We start from the raw sequence: 17,300 nt of genomic DNA, 5'->3' as shown, positions 1-17,300 counted from the left end.
TTATAGCATCTTTTTTAGCGCTTCCGTTTCTTGCGATGAATCGAGATTGTCAGCGCCAGGCTGAGAATGATTGCCGTAAAATAGCCCAGCGCCCCCAGCGCTGGAATCCCCATAAATTGAGGGGTCATGTCAGTGGTGGCAATAAAGCTCGAACCAATTAAAAGCGCTGCCAGAATAATGCAGATCACGATCTTATTAACCATCTTATCAATTTCAGCCAGAGGCTCATCCGAACCCATCACCTCCAGATTGACTTTCAACTGCCCCTTATTGGCCAGACTCAAAAAATCGGAAATTTGGCCGGGAACACTGATGGCCTTTTCGCCAGAAATCAGGATTTTTCTACGATTTGTTTCCATAAAATTATTCAAGTCAAAATTGGCAACCTGCTGACCGGCCATATGATTGGCCATGATCCGGACAAAATTAGCGTCCGGAGAGATTTCGGCAATGACCCCTTCGATGGTGATCATCCCGCGGCTCAGCATGCTGATCCCCCGGGGCATGCCGATATGATTTTCAGCAGCGATCCGCAAAATCTCTTCTAAAAATCGGCCCATATTGATATTGCTGAGTTCTTCGGTGCCGTAGACATCAAGCATCCGGTCAATCGATTCATATAACAGTGAATGATTGATCCGTCGACTCTTGTGAACCCCCAACGATAGAATGGCCCCTTCCAGGCTTTCGACATCACGACTCGCCACGGCCTTGACACTTCGCCGTAGTAGTCCCATTTCACGCTTGGACAGTTTCCCCATCATCCCCAGATCAATCCAGACAATCTGACCATTTCTGATAAAGATATTGCCCGGATGGGGATCAGCATGAAAAAAACCATCATCGATGATCTGTTTAACATAATTTTCAGCCAGTTTAACCCCGATTTCCTGAAGATCATAACCGGCGTCCTGCAGTCGTTTTTTTTCATTGATTTCGATACCGACAATGTCCTCCATAACCAGAACCTTTGAGGTCGTAAACTGATTGTAAATTCGCGGACAACCGATGTATTTGATTTCGGCATTGAGCTCGTTGAATAATTGGGCATTCTTGGCTTCAAACAAAAAATCCATTTCCTGCTGGGCAGTACTCCACATTTCATCGACGATCATCTTAAAATCGACCACATCGCCAATGTTGCTGGCAAGATTGAGAATCCCGGTGGCCCGGTTTAAAAGTACCACGTCCTGAGCCATCACCTTATAGATTCCTGGGCGCTGCACCTTGATCACCACCTTGGCACCATCAACCAATTCGGCAGCATGAACCTGGGCGATTGAAGCCGATCCCAACGGTACCCGGTTGATTGTCCGAAATACCTCATCGATCGGGCAATCATACTCGTCTTCAATAATACGAATAAATTCATCAAAGGGCATCGGGGTAACCTGTGAACGCAGTTTTTCAAGCTCGCTACAATACTCACTGGGAAAAATATCCCGACGCATCGACATAATCTGGCCAATTTTAATAAAGGTTGGCCCCAGGTCTTCAATGATCAATCGAAGTTTTTCCGGAGTCAACCCTTTGGTAATCTCATGTTTTACCAGAATGGAAATAATTATTTTAAGCCGTCTTCCATTGGTTTCCATTGAATTTTTGGTTAGATCTTTTACTGTTACACCGGCATCACTTAAGTTCATCAATTTCCTTTTCGCTGACATTTTCTTCTAAATCAGAAACCTCGATGATTTCCTTCTCAACTGGGGCTGCCGTCGTCATCGCCTCCAGTTTGTCTTTAATCTTCTGAAGCTCTTCGGGGGTCATCTGATCGAGACTATCAATAACGACTTTCGCACTCGGAGCTGTTTCTTCTTTGACTACATTAACCGTCACTGTATCTCTGATGGTTTCTTTGATATTATGTTTTAACTCTTCATTGAGAATTTTGCCCTGCTGAACCGTCAAATCACCTTTTTCCACCAGTTCATCGATGAGAATCTTTGATTTCTCAGCGGTGATTGCCACTGCACCGACGCCAAATAAAAACACCTTTTTTAAATCTTCGCTGATATTGGTTAACATTTTTCTCCTCCTGTTTTCATCAAATTTATTTAGTTTTTCCATTGGAATAATAGACGATTTTAGCTATGATGATCTTTATTTATCTCAGTGTGCTCTTTTGGGGAGTCGCTCCATTCTTATAAAAAAGCACACCGCCGATAAAAACAGATGTTAAAAGACCTATCGCAAAAAATATACCCCGTTCTTTTTAAATCAATCACCAAACGGCATTATTTTCATTTTAATTCTGCAATTTAAAACCACCTTGAATCAGACCTTCCCGAATCTGGCGAATGTGTTCGTAATTCCGGGTTTCCAACTCGATCCGCAAAAAACAGCCATTGATATCTGATCCTTCATTGCTCCGCTCATGGTGAATGGAGATGACATTGCCACCGAGATCGGCAATAATCTGGGAAACCTTCTTCAGCTGACCGGGCTTATCCAGCAGCTCAATGTTAAATGAACAGGTTCGACCGGAAGTAAGCAATCCCCGTTTAATGATTCGGGATAAGATCGTGACATCAATATTCCCGCCGGAGACAATGCAGACCGTCTTTTTCCCTTGAATCGGTAGTTTGCCAAACATCGCTGCTGCCACCGCCACTGCCCCGGCCCCTTCAGCAATGAGCTTTTGTTGTTCAATCAGAGTCAGAATAGCCGTCGAGATTTCGTCTTCGGTCACCGTGACAATTTCATCGACAAAATCACTGCAGAGGCTGAAAGTCAACTCACCCGGTTCTTTCACCGCAATCCCATCTGCAATGGTGGATACCTGAGGTAACCGACAGATTTTATTGTTTTTAATCGACAGCTCCATACTGGGTGCGCCACAGGCCTGCACCCCATAAACTTTAACATCCGGCTTTAAGGATTTAAGGACATAGGCAATCCCGGAAATCAGACCTCCGCCGCCAATTGGGACGATCACTGCCTCCAGATCCGGCAGACTTTCCAATAATTCAAGTCCGATGGTGCCCTGGCCGGCGATGACAAACTCATCGTCAAAGGGATGGATAAAGGTATAACCCTTCTCAGCCTGAAGCTCCAAGGCTTTGGCATAGGCCTCATCATAGCCGCCTTCAACCAGACAAACCTCGGCGCCATACGCTTTGGTGGCCTCCACCTTAGAAATCGGCGCACCGTCCGGCAGGCAGATCAGAGCTTTGATCTGATTAATCGCCGCCGCCATCGCCACTCCCTGAGCATGATTGCCAGCTGAACAGGCAATGACGCCTTTGGCTTTTTCTTCGTCACTAAGCTGGGATATTTTATAGCAGGCCCCCCGAACCTTAAATGATCCGGTGATCTGCAGGTTTTCGGTTTTTAAATAAATATCACTGTCTGGACAGATTTTGGGCGCATGAATCAGATCGGTGGGACGGATGTATTTTTTTAATGTAAATGATGCGTGGTATATTTTATCCAGTGTTAGCATTAGCTCTCCTATAATATTTTACTGTTAGGTAATTGCGAAACTGCCGTGAGCTTTGTGCCCAGTTTCGCACGAAACAATTGTTACACTGTACGGCGGACAGTTCGCTGAACTGTTCGCCTACACGTTACACAATTGTTTGTGGAAACTGCACTCAAAGCAACCATTGTTCGGTGCTTTTTCATTTCGCAATTACCTATATTTTACTGTTTTTATTTGGGTTTGGCCATCTCACTGGGGTACCATTTAAGAAACCACAGTGAAAATGCAAAGGTTGGGATGCTCAAAAGAATCGGAATGATCGCAGCAAAATTGATCAGCAGCGTGGTATTAAGCCATAGGGCCAGGCCTGCCTGGGCCAGAAATACCAGTGACCAGATATAACATAACAACCGATTGGTTCTTAGAAACAACACGTTTTTAAGGGCGTTGCGGCCATTGAAATAGTGGGTGTAGTCTGCTGTTAATGGAACCGTCTTTAAGGTCGAAATGACCCAAATCAGGGCCAGGGCAAAATACCCGATGATTGCAAAAGTGTTTCCCTGATAATCCGATCCAAAGGTTACCACCATTAAACTGAGCAGAGAAAAAGTTAATAAAGTCGCCCGTTCAAAATAAACCAGATCGGTGCCCCGCTTGATACCGCAAAGGATACCACTGATCATCATCGGAATCACTACTCCAATCAAGGGATTGTAATTGGCAAAAAGAAAACAGAAAATCCAGGGGCACATTGCCACAAAGAACCAATAGGGGGTGTTTTTAAAACTGATCGGCACCAGCCGTTTTTTCTTATCGGGATTTAAATTGACCGGTCCAAACAAGCCATCGAGAAAGGCATTGAAAACCCGCATATCGCCAACAACGGCGTATTTTTTTTCTAATAGCGATTGGGCGGCATCAATTTTACCTTCCAGGATACGCTCCAGAGTGGTCAGCGTGATGCTGATCGCCGTTGTCTCCCGGGCAAAATCATTTCGAAGTAAGGTACAGGTTTCATCCTTGATCACCAGCTGATAGCGTTCTTTTATGTCGGTAAAATCAATCTGGAGCACCGCATTCATTTTAGGCCGGATCTTGGGATTAAAGGCAGCCTGAACCTCTTTCATATAATTCCAGGCGATCAGACCACCATCAGAATCCTTCATCCGGGTATCATCCACTCCCCAACTCAGATTTGTTGTCTGGAGATAGGTCGGCGTTTCCACAAAGGGTTTTGCCAGACCTTCCCGTATTTTCGGTGAAATGCTCAAACTTTCACCGTATTCTTTTCCGGCTATTTTAACCAGATCCAGATACGGGCCGGTCAGGTTGTCCAGCTGGTGGATCCCCAGCAGTTCTCCTTCAACGCAAATAATCTTTTCCCACTTATCCTTGCCGAAAAGATTATTAAACTGTTCTTCGACTCCCTCATAATTGTTCTTTTTCGATGGAAAACCACATGTGCTGATCAGCACATGTTTTTTATTTTGCATTTTTTCTGGGTTCCTGAAGGGATGTCCGTAGGTTCCCCTACCTTCGTTGTCAATAAATGGGAGCAGTGCCGGTTGGGTTCGTTCCATAAATTTTTTCATGGCACTGGAGATCCCATAATGGTACAGCGGCGTGGCCCAGATCACAATATCGGCCTCTTCATATTGATGGAACAGTTCCGTCATATCATCCTGAAAAACACATTCTCCCGGGGTGGTCGTCCAGCAGCTATGACAGCCGGTACAGGCATTAATATTCTTCCGGATTAAATCGACGGTTTCAATAACCGTCTCCGGATCATACTCAATTAACCCCGATGCAAATTGTTCGGCAATGATCATTGTATAGCTTTTGGTTGATTTATGACTGCCGTTTAACAATAGAACTTTACGCATGGTATCCTCACTTTCTTATTTAACTAACTGAAAAAGGTCATCAAACAAACGATCCTGTTGGTGGCATCGTTTTTCCTAATATATAATACCTCATCTCCCAAAATTATAACAAAAAACATCGCCGACGAATACACCTAATTTGAAACTTATGTTTTATCAGTTCTGGGATTAAGGCATCCTTCGTGTGTCACGTGTTATAATGATACACAAAAGCGTCTCATTTTGACACACGAGACACAGATTCACCATCAAAAAAACCAGTTTCCGGCTTTTTTAAGCGTACTTTGTTTTGGCATGATTATTGCGGGTATATAATTACACGTCCATGTTTATGGGCAAATATATGGTGACTATACCAAAAGGAGATTATCATGAGTAAAACAAAAGTATCTGTTGTAAAGGTTGCACAACCTGAAGGCAATGCCTCTTTCATGAACGGAAAATATGTCCGGATTGAAGAGGATGTCAGAAAAATTGAAGCCGCTGTTGCCGAAGCAGTTGAACTCGCTATTGGTTCCCTTGATACCATCATCAAGGAAGGCGATACGGTCTTAATTAAACCGAACCTTGCTTTCCAGGCCCCGCCTGAAAGCCACGCCGTTGTCGATCCCCGAACCATCGAAGCTGTTGTTTCTTATGTTAAGAAAAACTCCAAAGCCGGAAAAGTCGTCGTCGGCGATAACCCTTCCTTAGGCATGCATGTTGGCCGGGCCAAACCTGCTTTTAAAGATTCCAAAATGGAAGAAGCTGCTAAACTTGGCGGTGCTGACGAAGTCATTTATTTCGACGAACATGATGTCGTTCCCGTAGAAATTGAAGGGGCCAAATTATTCAAACATGCCACCGTGTTTAAACCGTTTATGGATGCCGATGTAGTCATCAACCTGCCAAAAATGAAGGTTCATTTGGCCGGTACCGTTACCTTAGGCCTTAAAAACTGGAATGGGATCATCCCTAACTGTCACCCCAATGATCAACAGCAAGGTGCCCACCGGATCGAGTTGGGCCAGAAAATGGCTGACATGTATCGAATTCGCCATGCCGATTTGACGATTGTTGATTCCGTTATTGGAATGGAAGGTCAGGGACCGCACGCCGGAACCCCGATTGAAATGAACCTGATTGTCGCCGGCACCGACACCGTCGCTGTCGATTCGGTCGCCTGTTCGATTATGGGCTTTGAGCCGATGGAAATACCTGCGATCCGCTGTGCCGGAACCGAAGGTCAAGGCGAAATCGATTTAGATAAAATCGACGTTCTGGGGAACTCCATCGAATCAGTCATGAAACATTTTAAACGTCCCGGAGGTGATCCCATTGGGATGTATGCCGGATTAACCTGCATCATGCAGCAAACCTGTCCTGGTTGCTTTGTCAATGTTCGAGGAGCTCTGGACTCATTTAAAAACTCCGGCATCGACATGAAAACCTTCCTGGCTAAATCCGGTGAAGTCGTGGTCATCGCCGGTGGTGTGCCAGACATTGATCCACAATTCTGTGCCGGTAAAAACGTCTTTATTTGCGGCGATTGCTGGGAACTATTCCCCTCAGCAGACAAAGTTCGGGAAGCAGCCTCACTGGCTAAATCAGTAACCTATTATCCCGGTTGTGCACCCGTATACATTTTTGCACAACTCAACGGTGATCTTCAGAAACTGGCTGCTGGCAAATAGATTTTCGACTCTCGGTATCAGGGGATCCCCCCCTGATACCCTTTGTTAATCAATTGCAAAAGCAATCGCCTTCGCAAGAAACAAACCAACAAAATAGAGGAGTGTGAACGCGTTGAAAATTTCTGCTGATTTTGAGATGATTAAAAAAACCTGGGAAGACTTTGTCGTATCCGGGAACGTCGGACATCATGTCCGTAAACCGATCATTGATTCCTGGCTGCGCTGTCAACAAGCAGGACTTGATCCCCGGGCTTTAAATCGCACTCCAACAGTCAGCGAAGAAAATTTTAGAAAACGCCTCGAACAGAATCAGTTGCTTCTGGATGTCAGTATTCCCTTTATGGTTGAATTACAGGAATTTGTCAACAAGTCTGGTTTTTCCACCACCCTTACCGATCCTAATGGCGTCATTCTTGAACTGATTTGTGACCAAGCTATTTTAAAAGAAGCCTTCACCAAAAATCTGGTTCGGGGCAGCATCTGGAATGAGCACATGGCTGGCACCAACGCCACTGGTTTAGCCATTGATCTGCTCCAGCCGATTCAGGTAATCGGCGCCGAGCACTACTATGAATGCTATCACGAACTAACCTGTTCCGCCGCACCGATTCTTGATGCCAACGGCAAACTGCTTGGCGTCATGGATATGGCCGGGCCTAAAGAAATGGCCTATCCCCATACCTTGGGCATGGTTGTTGCTGCCACAAAAGCAATCTCCCGACAGCTCTGTATTGCCGAATCCCATCGCCAGGTTGATTTAACCAATCACTACCTGCGAACCCTGATCGACTCAATGACCGATGGGGTGGTGGCCGTCGATCTCAAAGGCAAAATCATTGGCATCAATTCTCAAGGTGCCAAGATTTTAAAAACCACTACCTTTGAATCCTACGGGAAAAATATTCTGGAAATTATGGACGGCGAAACGATTCTCGATCATAACGGTGATGTTCCGCCATCATTTGAAGAAAAAGATAAACACATTATTACAAAGAGTAAAAAAATCAACTGCCTGATTAACAGCAAACTGATTCTTCATGACAATGGCACTGTTGCTGGAGCTGTTGCCACCTTGAAAGATCTGGATAAAACCATTCAGGTTTCAGAAAAAGCCAAACGCAAAGGCACCCGATTTACCTTTGATGACATCATCGGAGAAAGCTCTGAACTGCTACGCTCTGTCCATCTTTCACAAATTGCCGCCAAAGGTAGTGCGACGGTTCTTTTAGAAGGCGAAAGTGGAACCGGCAAAGAAATGTTTGCCCAGGCCATTCATAATGCCCATCAATCAGACCAGCCCTTTATTGCCATTAATTGTGCCGGAATTCCCGAAAGCCTGATTGAAAGTGTGCTTTTTGGCTATGAAGAAGGATCTTTTACGGGAGCCAGCAAACACGGAAAAATCGGAAAATTTGAACTGGCCAGGGGCGGCACCATTTTTCTCGATGAAATTGGTGAAATGCCCTTAAACACCCAGACCATCCTGCTACGGGTTTTACAGGAGCGGTACATCCAACGCATCGGTGGAAACAAGGATATTCCCATTGATGTGCGGGTTATTGCCGCTACAAATAAAAATCTTGCCGAAGAAGTTAAAAAGGGGCGGTTTCGACAAGATCTTTACTATCGACTGAATGTATTGCAAATCAATATTCCACCGCTACGCAAACGAAAAAAAGACATTCCCATTCTGGCTGAGTTTTTTCTGCGTGACATCACCCAGACCTGCGGTAAATACATCGAGCCCCTCCACCCTTCCACTATCGCAACGATGCAGGAATATGAGTGGCCGGGCAATGTGAGACAATTTAAAAATGCCATTGAACAGGCCGTCAATTTTACCGAAACCAATCGCATTGACAACTATTTTATTGCCAGTTACTTACCCAATATTAACGCTGAGCTGACCCCGAAAGAAAACCTTCCTGTACAAAAAAAGATTATTGAAACACTAACAGAGCAACCCAATGTGGACTTAAAAAATATCGAACTCACCACCATTAAAAAGGCCCTAGCTCTTTTTTCTGAACGCAAGAAAGCAGCTGAGTACCTGGGTATTTCCCGGAGTACCCTGTACCGCAAAATGAAACTGTATCACCTGGAGGACTAAGCATGAAAAAAGACCTCATTTGGATTGACCTGGGACTGATTTCCTATGAAGATGCCTTTGTCATTCAGGAACAACTCCATAAAAAATGTGTCACCAAAACATGCCCGGACACCCTGCTTTTTCAGGAAAACTATCCGGTTATCACCCTGGGTCGGGGCACTCATGAGCAGAACCTGCTCCTGACCCCAGCTGAACTTTTGGATCAAGGTATTGCTCTGACAGCGGTTAGCCGTGGCGGTGATATTTCCTATCATGGCAATGGTCAATTCATTGTTTCACCAATTCTGCACTTTGATCAGTATGTCAAGGGGGCACATCAATATGTTCGCTGTCTGGAACAGGTGGTTATTAATCTGCTGGCTCATTATCAGCTAAAAGGTAAACGGATCAAAGGCCGCAGCGGTGTCTGGGTTGTGGAACCCGAAACCGGCGAAGATAAGAAAGTATCCGCACTGGGCATTGCAGTATCCCATGGGGTTACCCTCCATGGCATATCGATTAATGTCAACCCCAACCTCGATCATTTTAAGGCCATTATTCCCTGCGGCATTGCAGACAAAGGTGTGACTTCCATGGAAGCCTGCGGATGCCCCCCGATCAGCCTATCCGATCTGCGTGAGCAGTTCATTCTGGCCTTCGATGAAATGTTTGGCACCCACACCACTAAAAGTACCATTGACGAAATTGTAAGTCATAAACGTTAAACTGTGTCTTAAACAAATAGTTGTTAATCTTGAAGAAAAAATTTAAAGGAGAACCAAATGAAATACGAAATAGCAATCCCCGAATTCGCTGAAGGCGCTGAAGAAATCAATTTAAGACAATGGCTTGTGGCTGTTGGCGACACGGTTAAAAAAGGTGATAACATTGCTGAAGCAGCCACCGATAAAATTTCTATCTACATCGAATCCCCAGCCGACGGGGTTCTTTCTGCGATCCTGGCGCAAGAAGATGATCGCGTTTTAGTTGGCCAGATTATTGGCGAAATTGAGGGTTAAGAACATGGCCGGTATACATCAGGATAAGGTTATTATCATCACCGGGTCGTCCCGGGGAATTGGTTATTCGTTTGCTGAATATCTCAGTAATGAAGGGGCCAATATTGTTATTATTGGTCGAAATATTGAAACTGCCAAGGCTGCTGCCGAAAAGCTGCCGACCAAATGTATTGCTATACAATGCGATATCTCGTCCGAAGCAGACGCCATCAGAATGGTCGACATTGTTATGGAAACCTACGGGAAAATTGATGTGCTGATTAACAACGCCGGAATCTTCCCCGTTAAAACCTTCAGCGCCATGACCCTGGACGACTGGAAAGCGGTGATTGACATTGATTTAACCGGCACCTTTATCGCCACTCATGCGGTTTACAAGGTGCTGGAAAAGCAAAAACGGGGTAAGATTATTAATGTGGCTTCCATCGCCGGTCGGGTTGGTGGACTCGGGTTTACTCACTATTCCGCCGCTAAAGGTGGTGTCATCGCCTTTACCAAAGCCCTGGCCCGGGAAGCTGCCCGTCTCAACATTCAGGTTAATGCCATCGCTCCAGGAGTTATTGAAACCGACATGGCCAATTCAAACTTCCCCAAATATGCCCTGACTGAGCACACCAAAAATACCCCGGCCGGTCGACTGGGAACAGAAGAAGACTTATTGGGGATTATCTCCTTTCTTTGCTCATCAGGCAGTGATTACATCATCGGGCAGACCATTGCCATCGATGGTGGTTATACCATGATCTAATGTGGATCTGACCAAATTGTTGAGGAGACTTCCATGAATATACAAGACTCGTTTATCAAGCTAAAAACCAGTGATGTCACCATCACGTATCTGGAGGCCGATGGCCAGGAATTTACTCAGACCTACGCCACGCTTTTTGAAAATGCCATGAAAGTCCTCGGCGGTTACCAGTCAGCCGGTCTAAAAAAAGGATCCCTGCTGGTGTTTCAGCTAAAAAGTATCCAGGCCCAAATCACCTGTTTCTGGGCGGGCATCCTGGGCGGCATGGTTCCCGCCATCCTACCCCTGGCCCAGGATGAAAAATCACGGGCTTATCTGCAAAGTGTCCTTAACACACTGGAAGACCCCATCATTGTCAGTGATCTGGAAGGGGTAACAACCCTGTTTGAAAACAACCAGCTGATGTTTCGGGCCTTGACCGAATCGTCCCCGGGAACCACTGTTTCAGTGTGTGACACAGATCCTGGAATGATTCAGTTTACCTCCGGTACCTCTTCGGATCCGAAAGGCGCTGTTCTGACTACCCGCAACCTCCAAGAAGGCGGTGTTGCCAGCAGTATAATCGTCCGCGACAATGTGCAGGAACGCTATCTAAGCTGGCTGCCGCTATCCCATTGCTTTGGTTTTGTCGGCTATCATCTGGTTCCGATTGTCAACAACTTTCCTCAGTATTTAATGAGCCCGCTGCAGTTTGTAAAAAACCCCAACCGCTGGCTGGAAAAGCTCTCGCAGTTTTCCGCCACTGTCACCGGAGCGGCCCTTTTTGGCATCGAACTATTGCTGAAAGTCGGCATTAAACAGAATCGGGCAGTAAATCTTGACACTCTTTATATCTGCTTTTGCGGTGGCGAAGATGTCAATCCCCTTTCCTTAACCGCTTTCGAAGATCAAACAGCCCCAATGGGTTGGACCCGGGATACCTTAAAACCAGCCTACGGTCTTAGTGAAACCACCATGGGTGTGGCTTACACCCCCTACGGTTCACCCTTCCGGATGGACTATTTTTTGGGCAGCGGCATTGCCATTGGCGAAAAACTATTCTTCTGCGATCCTGATGATGATACCATTGGCCGGATGTCAGTCGGTGTGCTGGATGAATGCAACGAAGTTGTTATTAAAGATCTGGCTGGAAATATTCTGAATCCGGAATATCTGGGACTGATTTATATTCGCGGCACCAATGTCATGCAAAGATATTATTCCAAAACTAAAAACACCCCTACCGGAATAGATGAAGACGGTTATTTCAATACCGGTGATCTGGGCTTTTTTCGAAACGGCTGGTTGAATATATTTGGCCGCTATAAAGATATTATTATTGTCAACGGTGAAAATTATCTGGTCTCCGATTTGGAGAAAACCGGCAAGCAGTCCTTATCTGAGAACACCAACCTGATTATTGTCCAGGGTAAAAACCGGGATACGCTGGACAACTGCCTGATTCTTTTTAGTGATTCGAAAAATCCGGAAACCCTAACCTTGGCTGGCCAGGCTATTTCTGCCACCTGGCAGCTTCCCATAACATGGGGTGTGATTATTGATGAAATACCCAAGACCACTTCTGGTAAAATCAACCGGTTGGCTTTGTCTGTTGCATGGGAAAATGGCGACTACGATAATTATGATCTGGCGCTCCCATTAGGCAGCATTTCCGAGTCCACTCTGGCTGGATCTTATAAAGAGATGGCTGATTGCTGGGCAAATATTCTGAAAATTTCGCCAGCGATGATTTCAATGGACAGTCATTTTGTCTTTGATCTCGGTGGCGATTCGCTGGGGTTGATTGATCTGATTAACCAACTGGAAAAGATCAATGGGATTAAAATAAACACCAATCAGTTCCGCAGCCACCTGTCCTTAACTGAAATGACCAATTATATTCAGTCGCTTTAACAAATTTTTAAATATCTTGCTGATTCATCAGCAGTAATGGAGACAATTATGAATGTAGATCAATTAACAAAAATATTGGAAGACGTCAAAAACCACGAATGCGAGGTCAATACCGCTCTGGAGTTGCTAAAAACCTTGCCCTATGAAGACCTTTCCTATGCCAAAGTGGATCATCACCGGGAGCTACGAAACGGTTATCCGGAGGTGATTTACAGTCCCGGAAAGTCGCTGAACCAGATTAAGGGGATTGTCGAAAACATGCTGACCCGATCCACTGGCAACATCCTTGCTTCCCGGGCTGAACGGGACGTCTTCGACACCATCAAATCCATTACCCCTGATGCTATTTATTACGAAGAAGCCCGCTCCGTGGTCGTCAAACGGGAAGAATATAAAACCACCGAAGATTATATTCTTGTCGTCACGGCCGGAACCTCAGACATTCCGGTTGCTGAAGAAGCCGCTGTAACTGCCATGGTGATGGGCAATCAGGTCAAACGACTCTATGATGTGGGAGTCGCCGGGATTCATCGGCTACTTGGCAACGTCCCAATTATCAATCACGCCAAAGTCATTATTGTGGTGGCTGGTATGGAAGGTGCTCTGGCCTCAGTCGTCGGTGGACTCACCGATAAACCCATCGTTGCCGTTCCCACCAGTATCGGTTACGGCGCCAGCTTTGGTGGAATCTCGGCTTTACTGGGGATGCTGACCTCCTGCGCCAGCGGGATTGGTGTTGTCAATATTGATAATGGTTTTGGGGCTGCCTGTATGGCATCAAAAATTAACAAACTATAAACATAAGCGAAATTTCATCAGGGCGTGGCCCAAAGAAGGAGAATTGTCCATGAAGGTTTTATTTTTCGATTGTTTTTCCGGTATTAGTGGGGATATGGTTTTGGGTGCCTTTATTGATTTGGGTATTGATCCAGCATACCTTGACGCTGAACTGAAAAAGCTGAATCTCAGCGGGTTTCGTATCGAAGCCGAGCAAACCATGAAAAAGGGAATTTCCGGCACTCGCTGTCATGTTATCCTGGAAGCTGACCGACACCATCATCGGCACTTTAACGATATAAAAGAAATCATCGAAAATTCAACCCTCTCAGACGAGGTTAAAAAAACTGCTCTGGCTATTTTTATGCGGGTGGCAGTCGCCGAAGGCAAGGTTCATAATGTTTCGGTTGAACGGGTTCATTTTCATGAGGTTGGCGCTCTCGATTCAATTGTTGATATCGTCGGGGCGGCCATCTGTTATCATGCCTTAAAACCGGATCTGGTTTATGGTTCCAAAATAAATGTCGGCAGCGGCTGGGTTCGCTGTGCCCATGGTCTCTTACCGGTACCAGCTCCAGCCACCGCAGAGATCCTCTGTAATTCCAATTTCGAAATGTATTCCAAGGCCATAGACGGTGAATCAGCCACGCCCACCGGGGTGGCCATTCTCGCTGAATTGGCTACCTATTCCCCGACCACCCCCAGTTTTATTCCGGAAAAAACCGGCTATGGTTTTGGCGGCAAGGATTTTGGGGTTTTAAATGCTCTGCGGATTATTCAGGGGCGTAAATCTGAAGCCAACACCATTATGGTGGTAGAAACCAATGTTGATGACATGACTGGCGAAATGGCTGGCTATGTCCTCGAAGTTTTATTGCAAAACGGTGCCCTGGATGCCTTTTACACGCCGGTCTATATGAAGAAAAACCGCCCAGGCATCCACCTGACGGTTCTCTGCAGCGAAGCCCGGCTGCCGCTGATTGAAGAAATTATTCTAAAGGAAACCTCCACCATCGGCATTCGCAAATACCCGGTTGAGCGAACCTGCATGCACCGGCATTTTAAAAAAATAGCAACTCCACTGGGTGAAGTAACCATTAAAATATCCCAACAGGGCGATATTACCCGGGCTACCCCGGAATATGAGGATGTCAAAAAAATCGCCCAGGAATCGGGCAAATCGCTGTGGGAAGTATTAGAAATGGTTGAAAAACTAAAGTAGCGTTGCAAACCAGTAAAACAAAAGACTCAGATGCTTAGCTTTCTGAGTCTTTTGTTTTGTTGTATCCACTGATATTCCTTTTAAAATTACCCTGATTTACTGAAGCTTAAATTGATTGGTCTGTCTTTTTAATATCTCAGCCTGGTTAAAGAGTTCTTGACTGGCGGCGGCAGTTTCTTCCGATGTTGCTGAATTAGTATGAACCACGTTGGCAATAATACTGATCCCTGAATTGATTTCGTGAATATTTTGGGTTTGCTGCTCTGATGCTTTGCCAACTGCTTCAACCCGGGTTTCAACGGCTTTCATACTCGCTTTGATTTCGTCCAGTGCTTCCGACACCCGATTTGCCACTTCGATACCGATTTTGACATTCTTTCCCGATGCTTCAATCAAACTGGAGGTTTGTTTTACTGCGTCAGTCGTGCGGATGGAGAGGTTTCTTACCTCGCTGGCGACCACTGCAAACCCTTTGCCATGTTCCCCGGCCCGAGCGGCCTCCACACTGGCATTTAATGCCAGTACATTGGTTTGAAAGGCAATCTCATCGATTACTTTGATGATGTTTCCGATATTCTGCGATGAATCATTAATGTCATCCATACAGGCCAGCATATTATGCATTTCCCGGTCACCGCTGTTAACCTTAGCCTGGGCATGACGGACCAATGCAACAGCTTGACTGACACTTTCGCCGTTGATGGTAGTCTGCTCATCAATTTCGTTGATGGAGGCAGTCAGTTCCTCAATGGAACTGGCCTGTTCCGTGCCGCCAATCGACAGGGATGTGCTGGCCGTGGAAATATTCTGGGCACCCATGGCAACCTCTTCCGAAGAATCCGCTATTTTTTTTAAAGCTGTTCGCATATTAACGATCATCCGCTCAATCGCCACGGCTAATACGCCGATTTCGTCTTTACTTTTGACCGTTTCAACTTGTTGCGTCAGATCGCCTTGCGCTACCCGATTGGTGACTTTTTCCAGCATCACTAATGGTCGGGTCATCCGGTCAGTAATGATCCAAATGACAATACCCGCCAGCGTAACGGCCACGATGGAAAATAAAATCAGCATATTTCTGAAATCCATAGCCAATTTGTCATAGATGGTATTGGGAATTCCCACGTACCAGATGCCGATCACCTCGCCCTTGGCATTGGTGATCGGTTTATAGACTGTTTGGTTCCAGACACCCACTACATTGGCCTTACCGATGTATGTTTCGCCCTGATCCAAAACAGTTTTTTTAACCACGTCGGTTGCCTCCGTATTAACCGCCCGATTACCTTCTGCATCTTTTACGTTTGTGGCAACCCGGGTATCATCTTGAAAGACCGTTACCGTATCCCCTGTTAACTCCCCGATTCGATCAACAATTCCGAAATTATCATTCATTTTCACCGAGCCTTTGTACAAATCGCCCTCTTTAATAATCCAGTCCCCGGGAATCTGTTGATCCAGGAAAGCCTCGCCCAAAGCAGCATCACTCAGGAGCTTGGAGCGGGCAGCATCAAGCACTTTATTCTGCATGCTGTTTACCGCATAAATACCGATTCCAAGGTTGATTAAAACAATGGCCGACACAAACAGGGCTACGATTTTATACTTGAATTTCATCAATCATTCTCCTTATCGGTAAGTATATTGGCTTATTTATATTTTTATCCAATTTGCGCGCCGATAAACAAAAAATGCCAGCTTCCTGTTTTCAATTACCATAACCTGAGCTATAAGATCCGTCTATTTTCTTTATTTTAACATAATAATCCTCCGTATCACGCAACAAAACACCGATAACTTGTTAAAAACAAGGTGCCGGTGTTTTTTTGCTTACCTTTGATTTTCAGACAGCTTCTTGATTTGTCGTTGGATTATCTTCTGCTGTCGTTTTTTCTTTTGTATCTGCCAATTTATTTTGGGTCGTAAAGACCTTGCCTTCACGGTAGCCCTGAGCATAAAACGAATAATGATCATCATGATTCTTCTCTTTAATGTGCGCACGTTCCATCGGTTCAAGAATTGCTTTAACTTCCGGTGGGACCACCATCACCAGCCCCCACTCCTGATGCACATACTCCTGGGTCGTGTAAGCGTCATCCAAACCTTCATAAAAACCCTTACCATAAGTTTCACACGCTTCATTAATGATATTAGCTGGCTGCTCATTTAACTTCATCACTTTTTTTATCGCTTTGATCTGGGTTCGCACACAATCAACAGCATAGGCAAAAATGCTGTTGCAAATCAGCGCATCTTCCTCGTAACCATGAAAAATAATATAATGGCGTTGCGATCCGGACGGCGTGACCATATAAAAGACACAGCAGTTGTTCTCCGAAATCACATCCGCCAGGCCAGTCATCCAATGCTCACTGCGGGTTGTATAATAAATATCACTATCCACTTTAATCGGATTTTCATCATGGCGCAATAATTCCCGTTCAGTCAGCTTGTATTCAACCATCAGCTTTTTTGCTTTTAATATTGCGTAATTTGCTTCATTGGGATTGGGACTTCTACCAAGGGCTAACAGTTTTTTTATTCGATCTTTGATATTGGCTTCCATTTT

The 17,300-nt window shown here is 45.4% G+C and carries 14 protein-coding genes; 8 read left to right on the top strand and 6 right to left on the bottom strand.

Annotated elements, in window-relative coordinates; all coding sequences use genetic code 11:
- Positions 1-14: 14 nt before the first annotated feature.
- The 4 genes from Q7P33_RS08410 to Q7P33_RS08395 form a co-directional block, all read right to left on the bottom strand.
- Positions 15-1,646, bottom strand: coding sequence for an AarF/ABC1/UbiB kinase family protein (locus tag Q7P33_RS08410; protein WP_303869225.1), 1,632 nt, complete (start codon positions 1,644-1,646; stop codon positions 15-17).
- On the bottom strand, positions 1,633-2,028 hold the full coding sequence (locus Q7P33_RS08405; RefSeq protein ID WP_250932967.1) for a hypothetical protein: 396 nt from the start codon (positions 2,026-2,028) through the stop codon (positions 1,633-1,635). Before Q7P33_RS08405 ends, Q7P33_RS08410 begins: the two co-directional genes overlap by 14 nt.
- A gap of 220 nt (positions 2,029-2,248) precedes the next feature.
- Entirely contained in the window at positions 2,249-3,445 is a 1,197-nt protein-coding gene (ilvA, locus tag Q7P33_RS08400) for a threonine ammonia-lyase (protein ID WP_070371950.1), read from the bottom strand.
- A 209-nt stretch (positions 3,446-3,654) separates the two neighbouring features.
- Entirely contained in the window at positions 3,655-5,310 is a 1,656-nt protein-coding gene (locus Q7P33_RS08395) for an NAD(P)H-dependent oxidoreductase (protein ID WP_303869222.1), read from the bottom strand.
- Between the two features lie 371 nt (positions 5,311-5,681).
- On the opposite strand from Q7P33_RS08395, the gene Q7P33_RS08390 reads away from it, so the two are divergent.
- The 8 genes from Q7P33_RS08390 (at position 5,682) to larC (ending at position 14,731) form a co-directional block, all read left to right on the top strand.
- Positions 5,682-6,983, top strand: a complete 1,302-nt coding sequence (locus tag Q7P33_RS08390) for a DUF362 domain-containing protein (RefSeq protein ID WP_148636377.1) — start codon at positions 5,682-5,684, stop codon at positions 6,981-6,983.
- A 112-nt stretch (positions 6,984-7,095) separates the two neighbouring features.
- The gene (locus tag Q7P33_RS08385; protein WP_303869219.1) at positions 7,096-9,093 is read left to right on the top strand and encodes a sigma-54-dependent Fis family transcriptional regulator; all 1,998 of its coding nucleotides are present in this window, start codon (positions 7,096-7,098) and stop codon (positions 9,091-9,093) included.
- A 2-nt stretch (positions 9,094-9,095) separates the two neighbouring features.
- Positions 9,096-9,797, top strand: a complete 702-nt coding sequence (gene lipB / locus Q7P33_RS08380) for a lipoyl(octanoyl) transferase LipB (protein WP_303869217.1) — start codon at positions 9,096-9,098, stop codon at positions 9,795-9,797.
- 57 nt (positions 9,798-9,854) lie between these two features.
- Positions 9,855-10,091 (top strand): biotin/lipoyl-containing protein, encoded by a 237-nt coding sequence (locus tag Q7P33_RS08375; protein WP_070371954.1) that lies wholly within the window; start codon positions 9,855-9,857, stop codon positions 10,089-10,091.
- A 4-nt stretch (positions 10,092-10,095) separates the two neighbouring features.
- The gene (locus tag Q7P33_RS08370) at positions 10,096-10,839 is read left to right on the top strand and encodes an SDR family NAD(P)-dependent oxidoreductase (RefSeq protein WP_228883137.1); all 744 of its coding nucleotides are present in this window, start codon (positions 10,096-10,098) and stop codon (positions 10,837-10,839) included.
- Positions 10,840-10,872: 33 nt separating this feature from the next.
- Positions 10,873-12,732 carry a non-ribosomal peptide synthetase gene (locus Q7P33_RS08365; protein ID WP_303869214.1) on the top strand — a complete coding sequence of 620 codons (1,860 nt, stop codon included), beginning with the start codon at positions 10,873-10,875 and terminating at the stop codon, positions 12,730-12,732.
- A 48-nt stretch (positions 12,733-12,780) separates the two neighbouring features.
- Positions 12,781-13,530, top strand: a complete 750-nt coding sequence (gene larB / locus Q7P33_RS08360; RefSeq protein WP_303869213.1) for a nickel pincer cofactor biosynthesis protein LarB — start codon at positions 12,781-12,783, stop codon at positions 13,528-13,530.
- A gap of 49 nt (positions 13,531-13,579) precedes the next feature.
- Positions 13,580-14,731 carry a nickel pincer cofactor biosynthesis protein LarC gene (larC, locus tag Q7P33_RS08355; RefSeq protein WP_070371958.1) on the top strand — a complete coding sequence of 384 codons (1,152 nt, stop codon included), beginning with the start codon at positions 13,580-13,582 and terminating at the stop codon, positions 14,729-14,731.
- 96 nt (positions 14,732-14,827) lie between these two features.
- On the opposite strand, the gene Q7P33_RS08350 is transcribed toward larC, so the two are convergent.
- Positions 14,828-16,348, bottom strand: coding sequence for a methyl-accepting chemotaxis protein (locus Q7P33_RS08350; RefSeq protein WP_303869211.1), 1,521 nt, complete (start codon positions 16,346-16,348; stop codon positions 14,828-14,830).
- Between the two features lie 226 nt (positions 16,349-16,574).
- A complete protein-coding gene (locus Q7P33_RS08345; RefSeq protein ID WP_070371960.1) occupies positions 16,575-17,297 on the bottom strand; it encodes a DUF2786 domain-containing protein in 723 nt (240 codons plus the stop codon).
- Positions 17,298-17,300: the final 3 nt, after the last annotated feature.

The organism is Acetobacterium wieringae (genome assembly GCF_026646375.1).
Lineage (GTDB): Bacteria > Bacillota > Clostridia > Eubacteriales > Eubacteriaceae > Acetobacterium > Acetobacterium wieringae_A.
Note: the sequence above shows the minus strand (reverse complement) of the source record. Positions and strands in the feature narration are given on the sequence as shown.

Coding starts and splice junctions, on each gene's coding strand:
- Q7P33_RS08410 (WP_303869225.1), bottom strand. CDS start 1,646: ATGAACTTAAGTGATGCCGGTGTAACAGTAAAAGATCTAACCAAAAAT.
- Q7P33_RS08405 (WP_250932967.1), bottom strand. CDS start 2,028: ATGTTAACCAATATCAGCGAAGATTTAAAAAAGGTGTTTTTATTTGGC.
- ilvA (WP_070371950.1), bottom strand. CDS start 3,445: ATGCTAACACTGGATAAAATATACCACGCATCATTTACATTAAAAAAA.
- Q7P33_RS08395 (WP_303869222.1), bottom strand. CDS start 5,310: ATGCGTAAAGTTCTATTGTTAAACGGCAGTCATAAATCAACCAAAAGC.
- Q7P33_RS08390 (WP_148636377.1), top strand. CDS start 5,682: ATGAGTAAAACAAAAGTATCTGTTGTAAAGGTTGCACAACCTGAAGGC.
- lipB (WP_303869217.1), top strand. CDS start 9,096: ATGAAAAAAGACCTCATTTGGATTGACCTGGGACTGATTTCCTATGAA.
- Q7P33_RS08375 (WP_070371954.1), top strand. CDS start 9,855: ATGAAATACGAAATAGCAATCCCCGAATTCGCTGAAGGCGCTGAAGAA.
- Q7P33_RS08370 (WP_228883137.1), top strand. CDS start 10,096: ATGGCCGGTATACATCAGGATAAGGTTATTATCATCACCGGGTCGTCC.
- Q7P33_RS08365 (WP_303869214.1), top strand. CDS start 10,873: ATGAATATACAAGACTCGTTTATCAAGCTAAAAACCAGTGATGTCACC.
- larB (WP_303869213.1), top strand. CDS start 12,781: ATGAATGTAGATCAATTAACAAAAATATTGGAAGACGTCAAAAACCAC.
- larC (WP_070371958.1), top strand. CDS start 13,580: ATGAAGGTTTTATTTTTCGATTGTTTTTCCGGTATTAGTGGGGATATG.
- Q7P33_RS08350 (WP_303869211.1), bottom strand. CDS start 16,348: ATGAAATTCAAGTATAAAATCGTAGCCCTGTTTGTGTCGGCCATTGTT.
- Q7P33_RS08345 (WP_070371960.1), bottom strand. CDS start 17,297: ATGGAAGCCAATATCAAAGATCGAATAAAAAAACTGTTAGCCCTTGGT.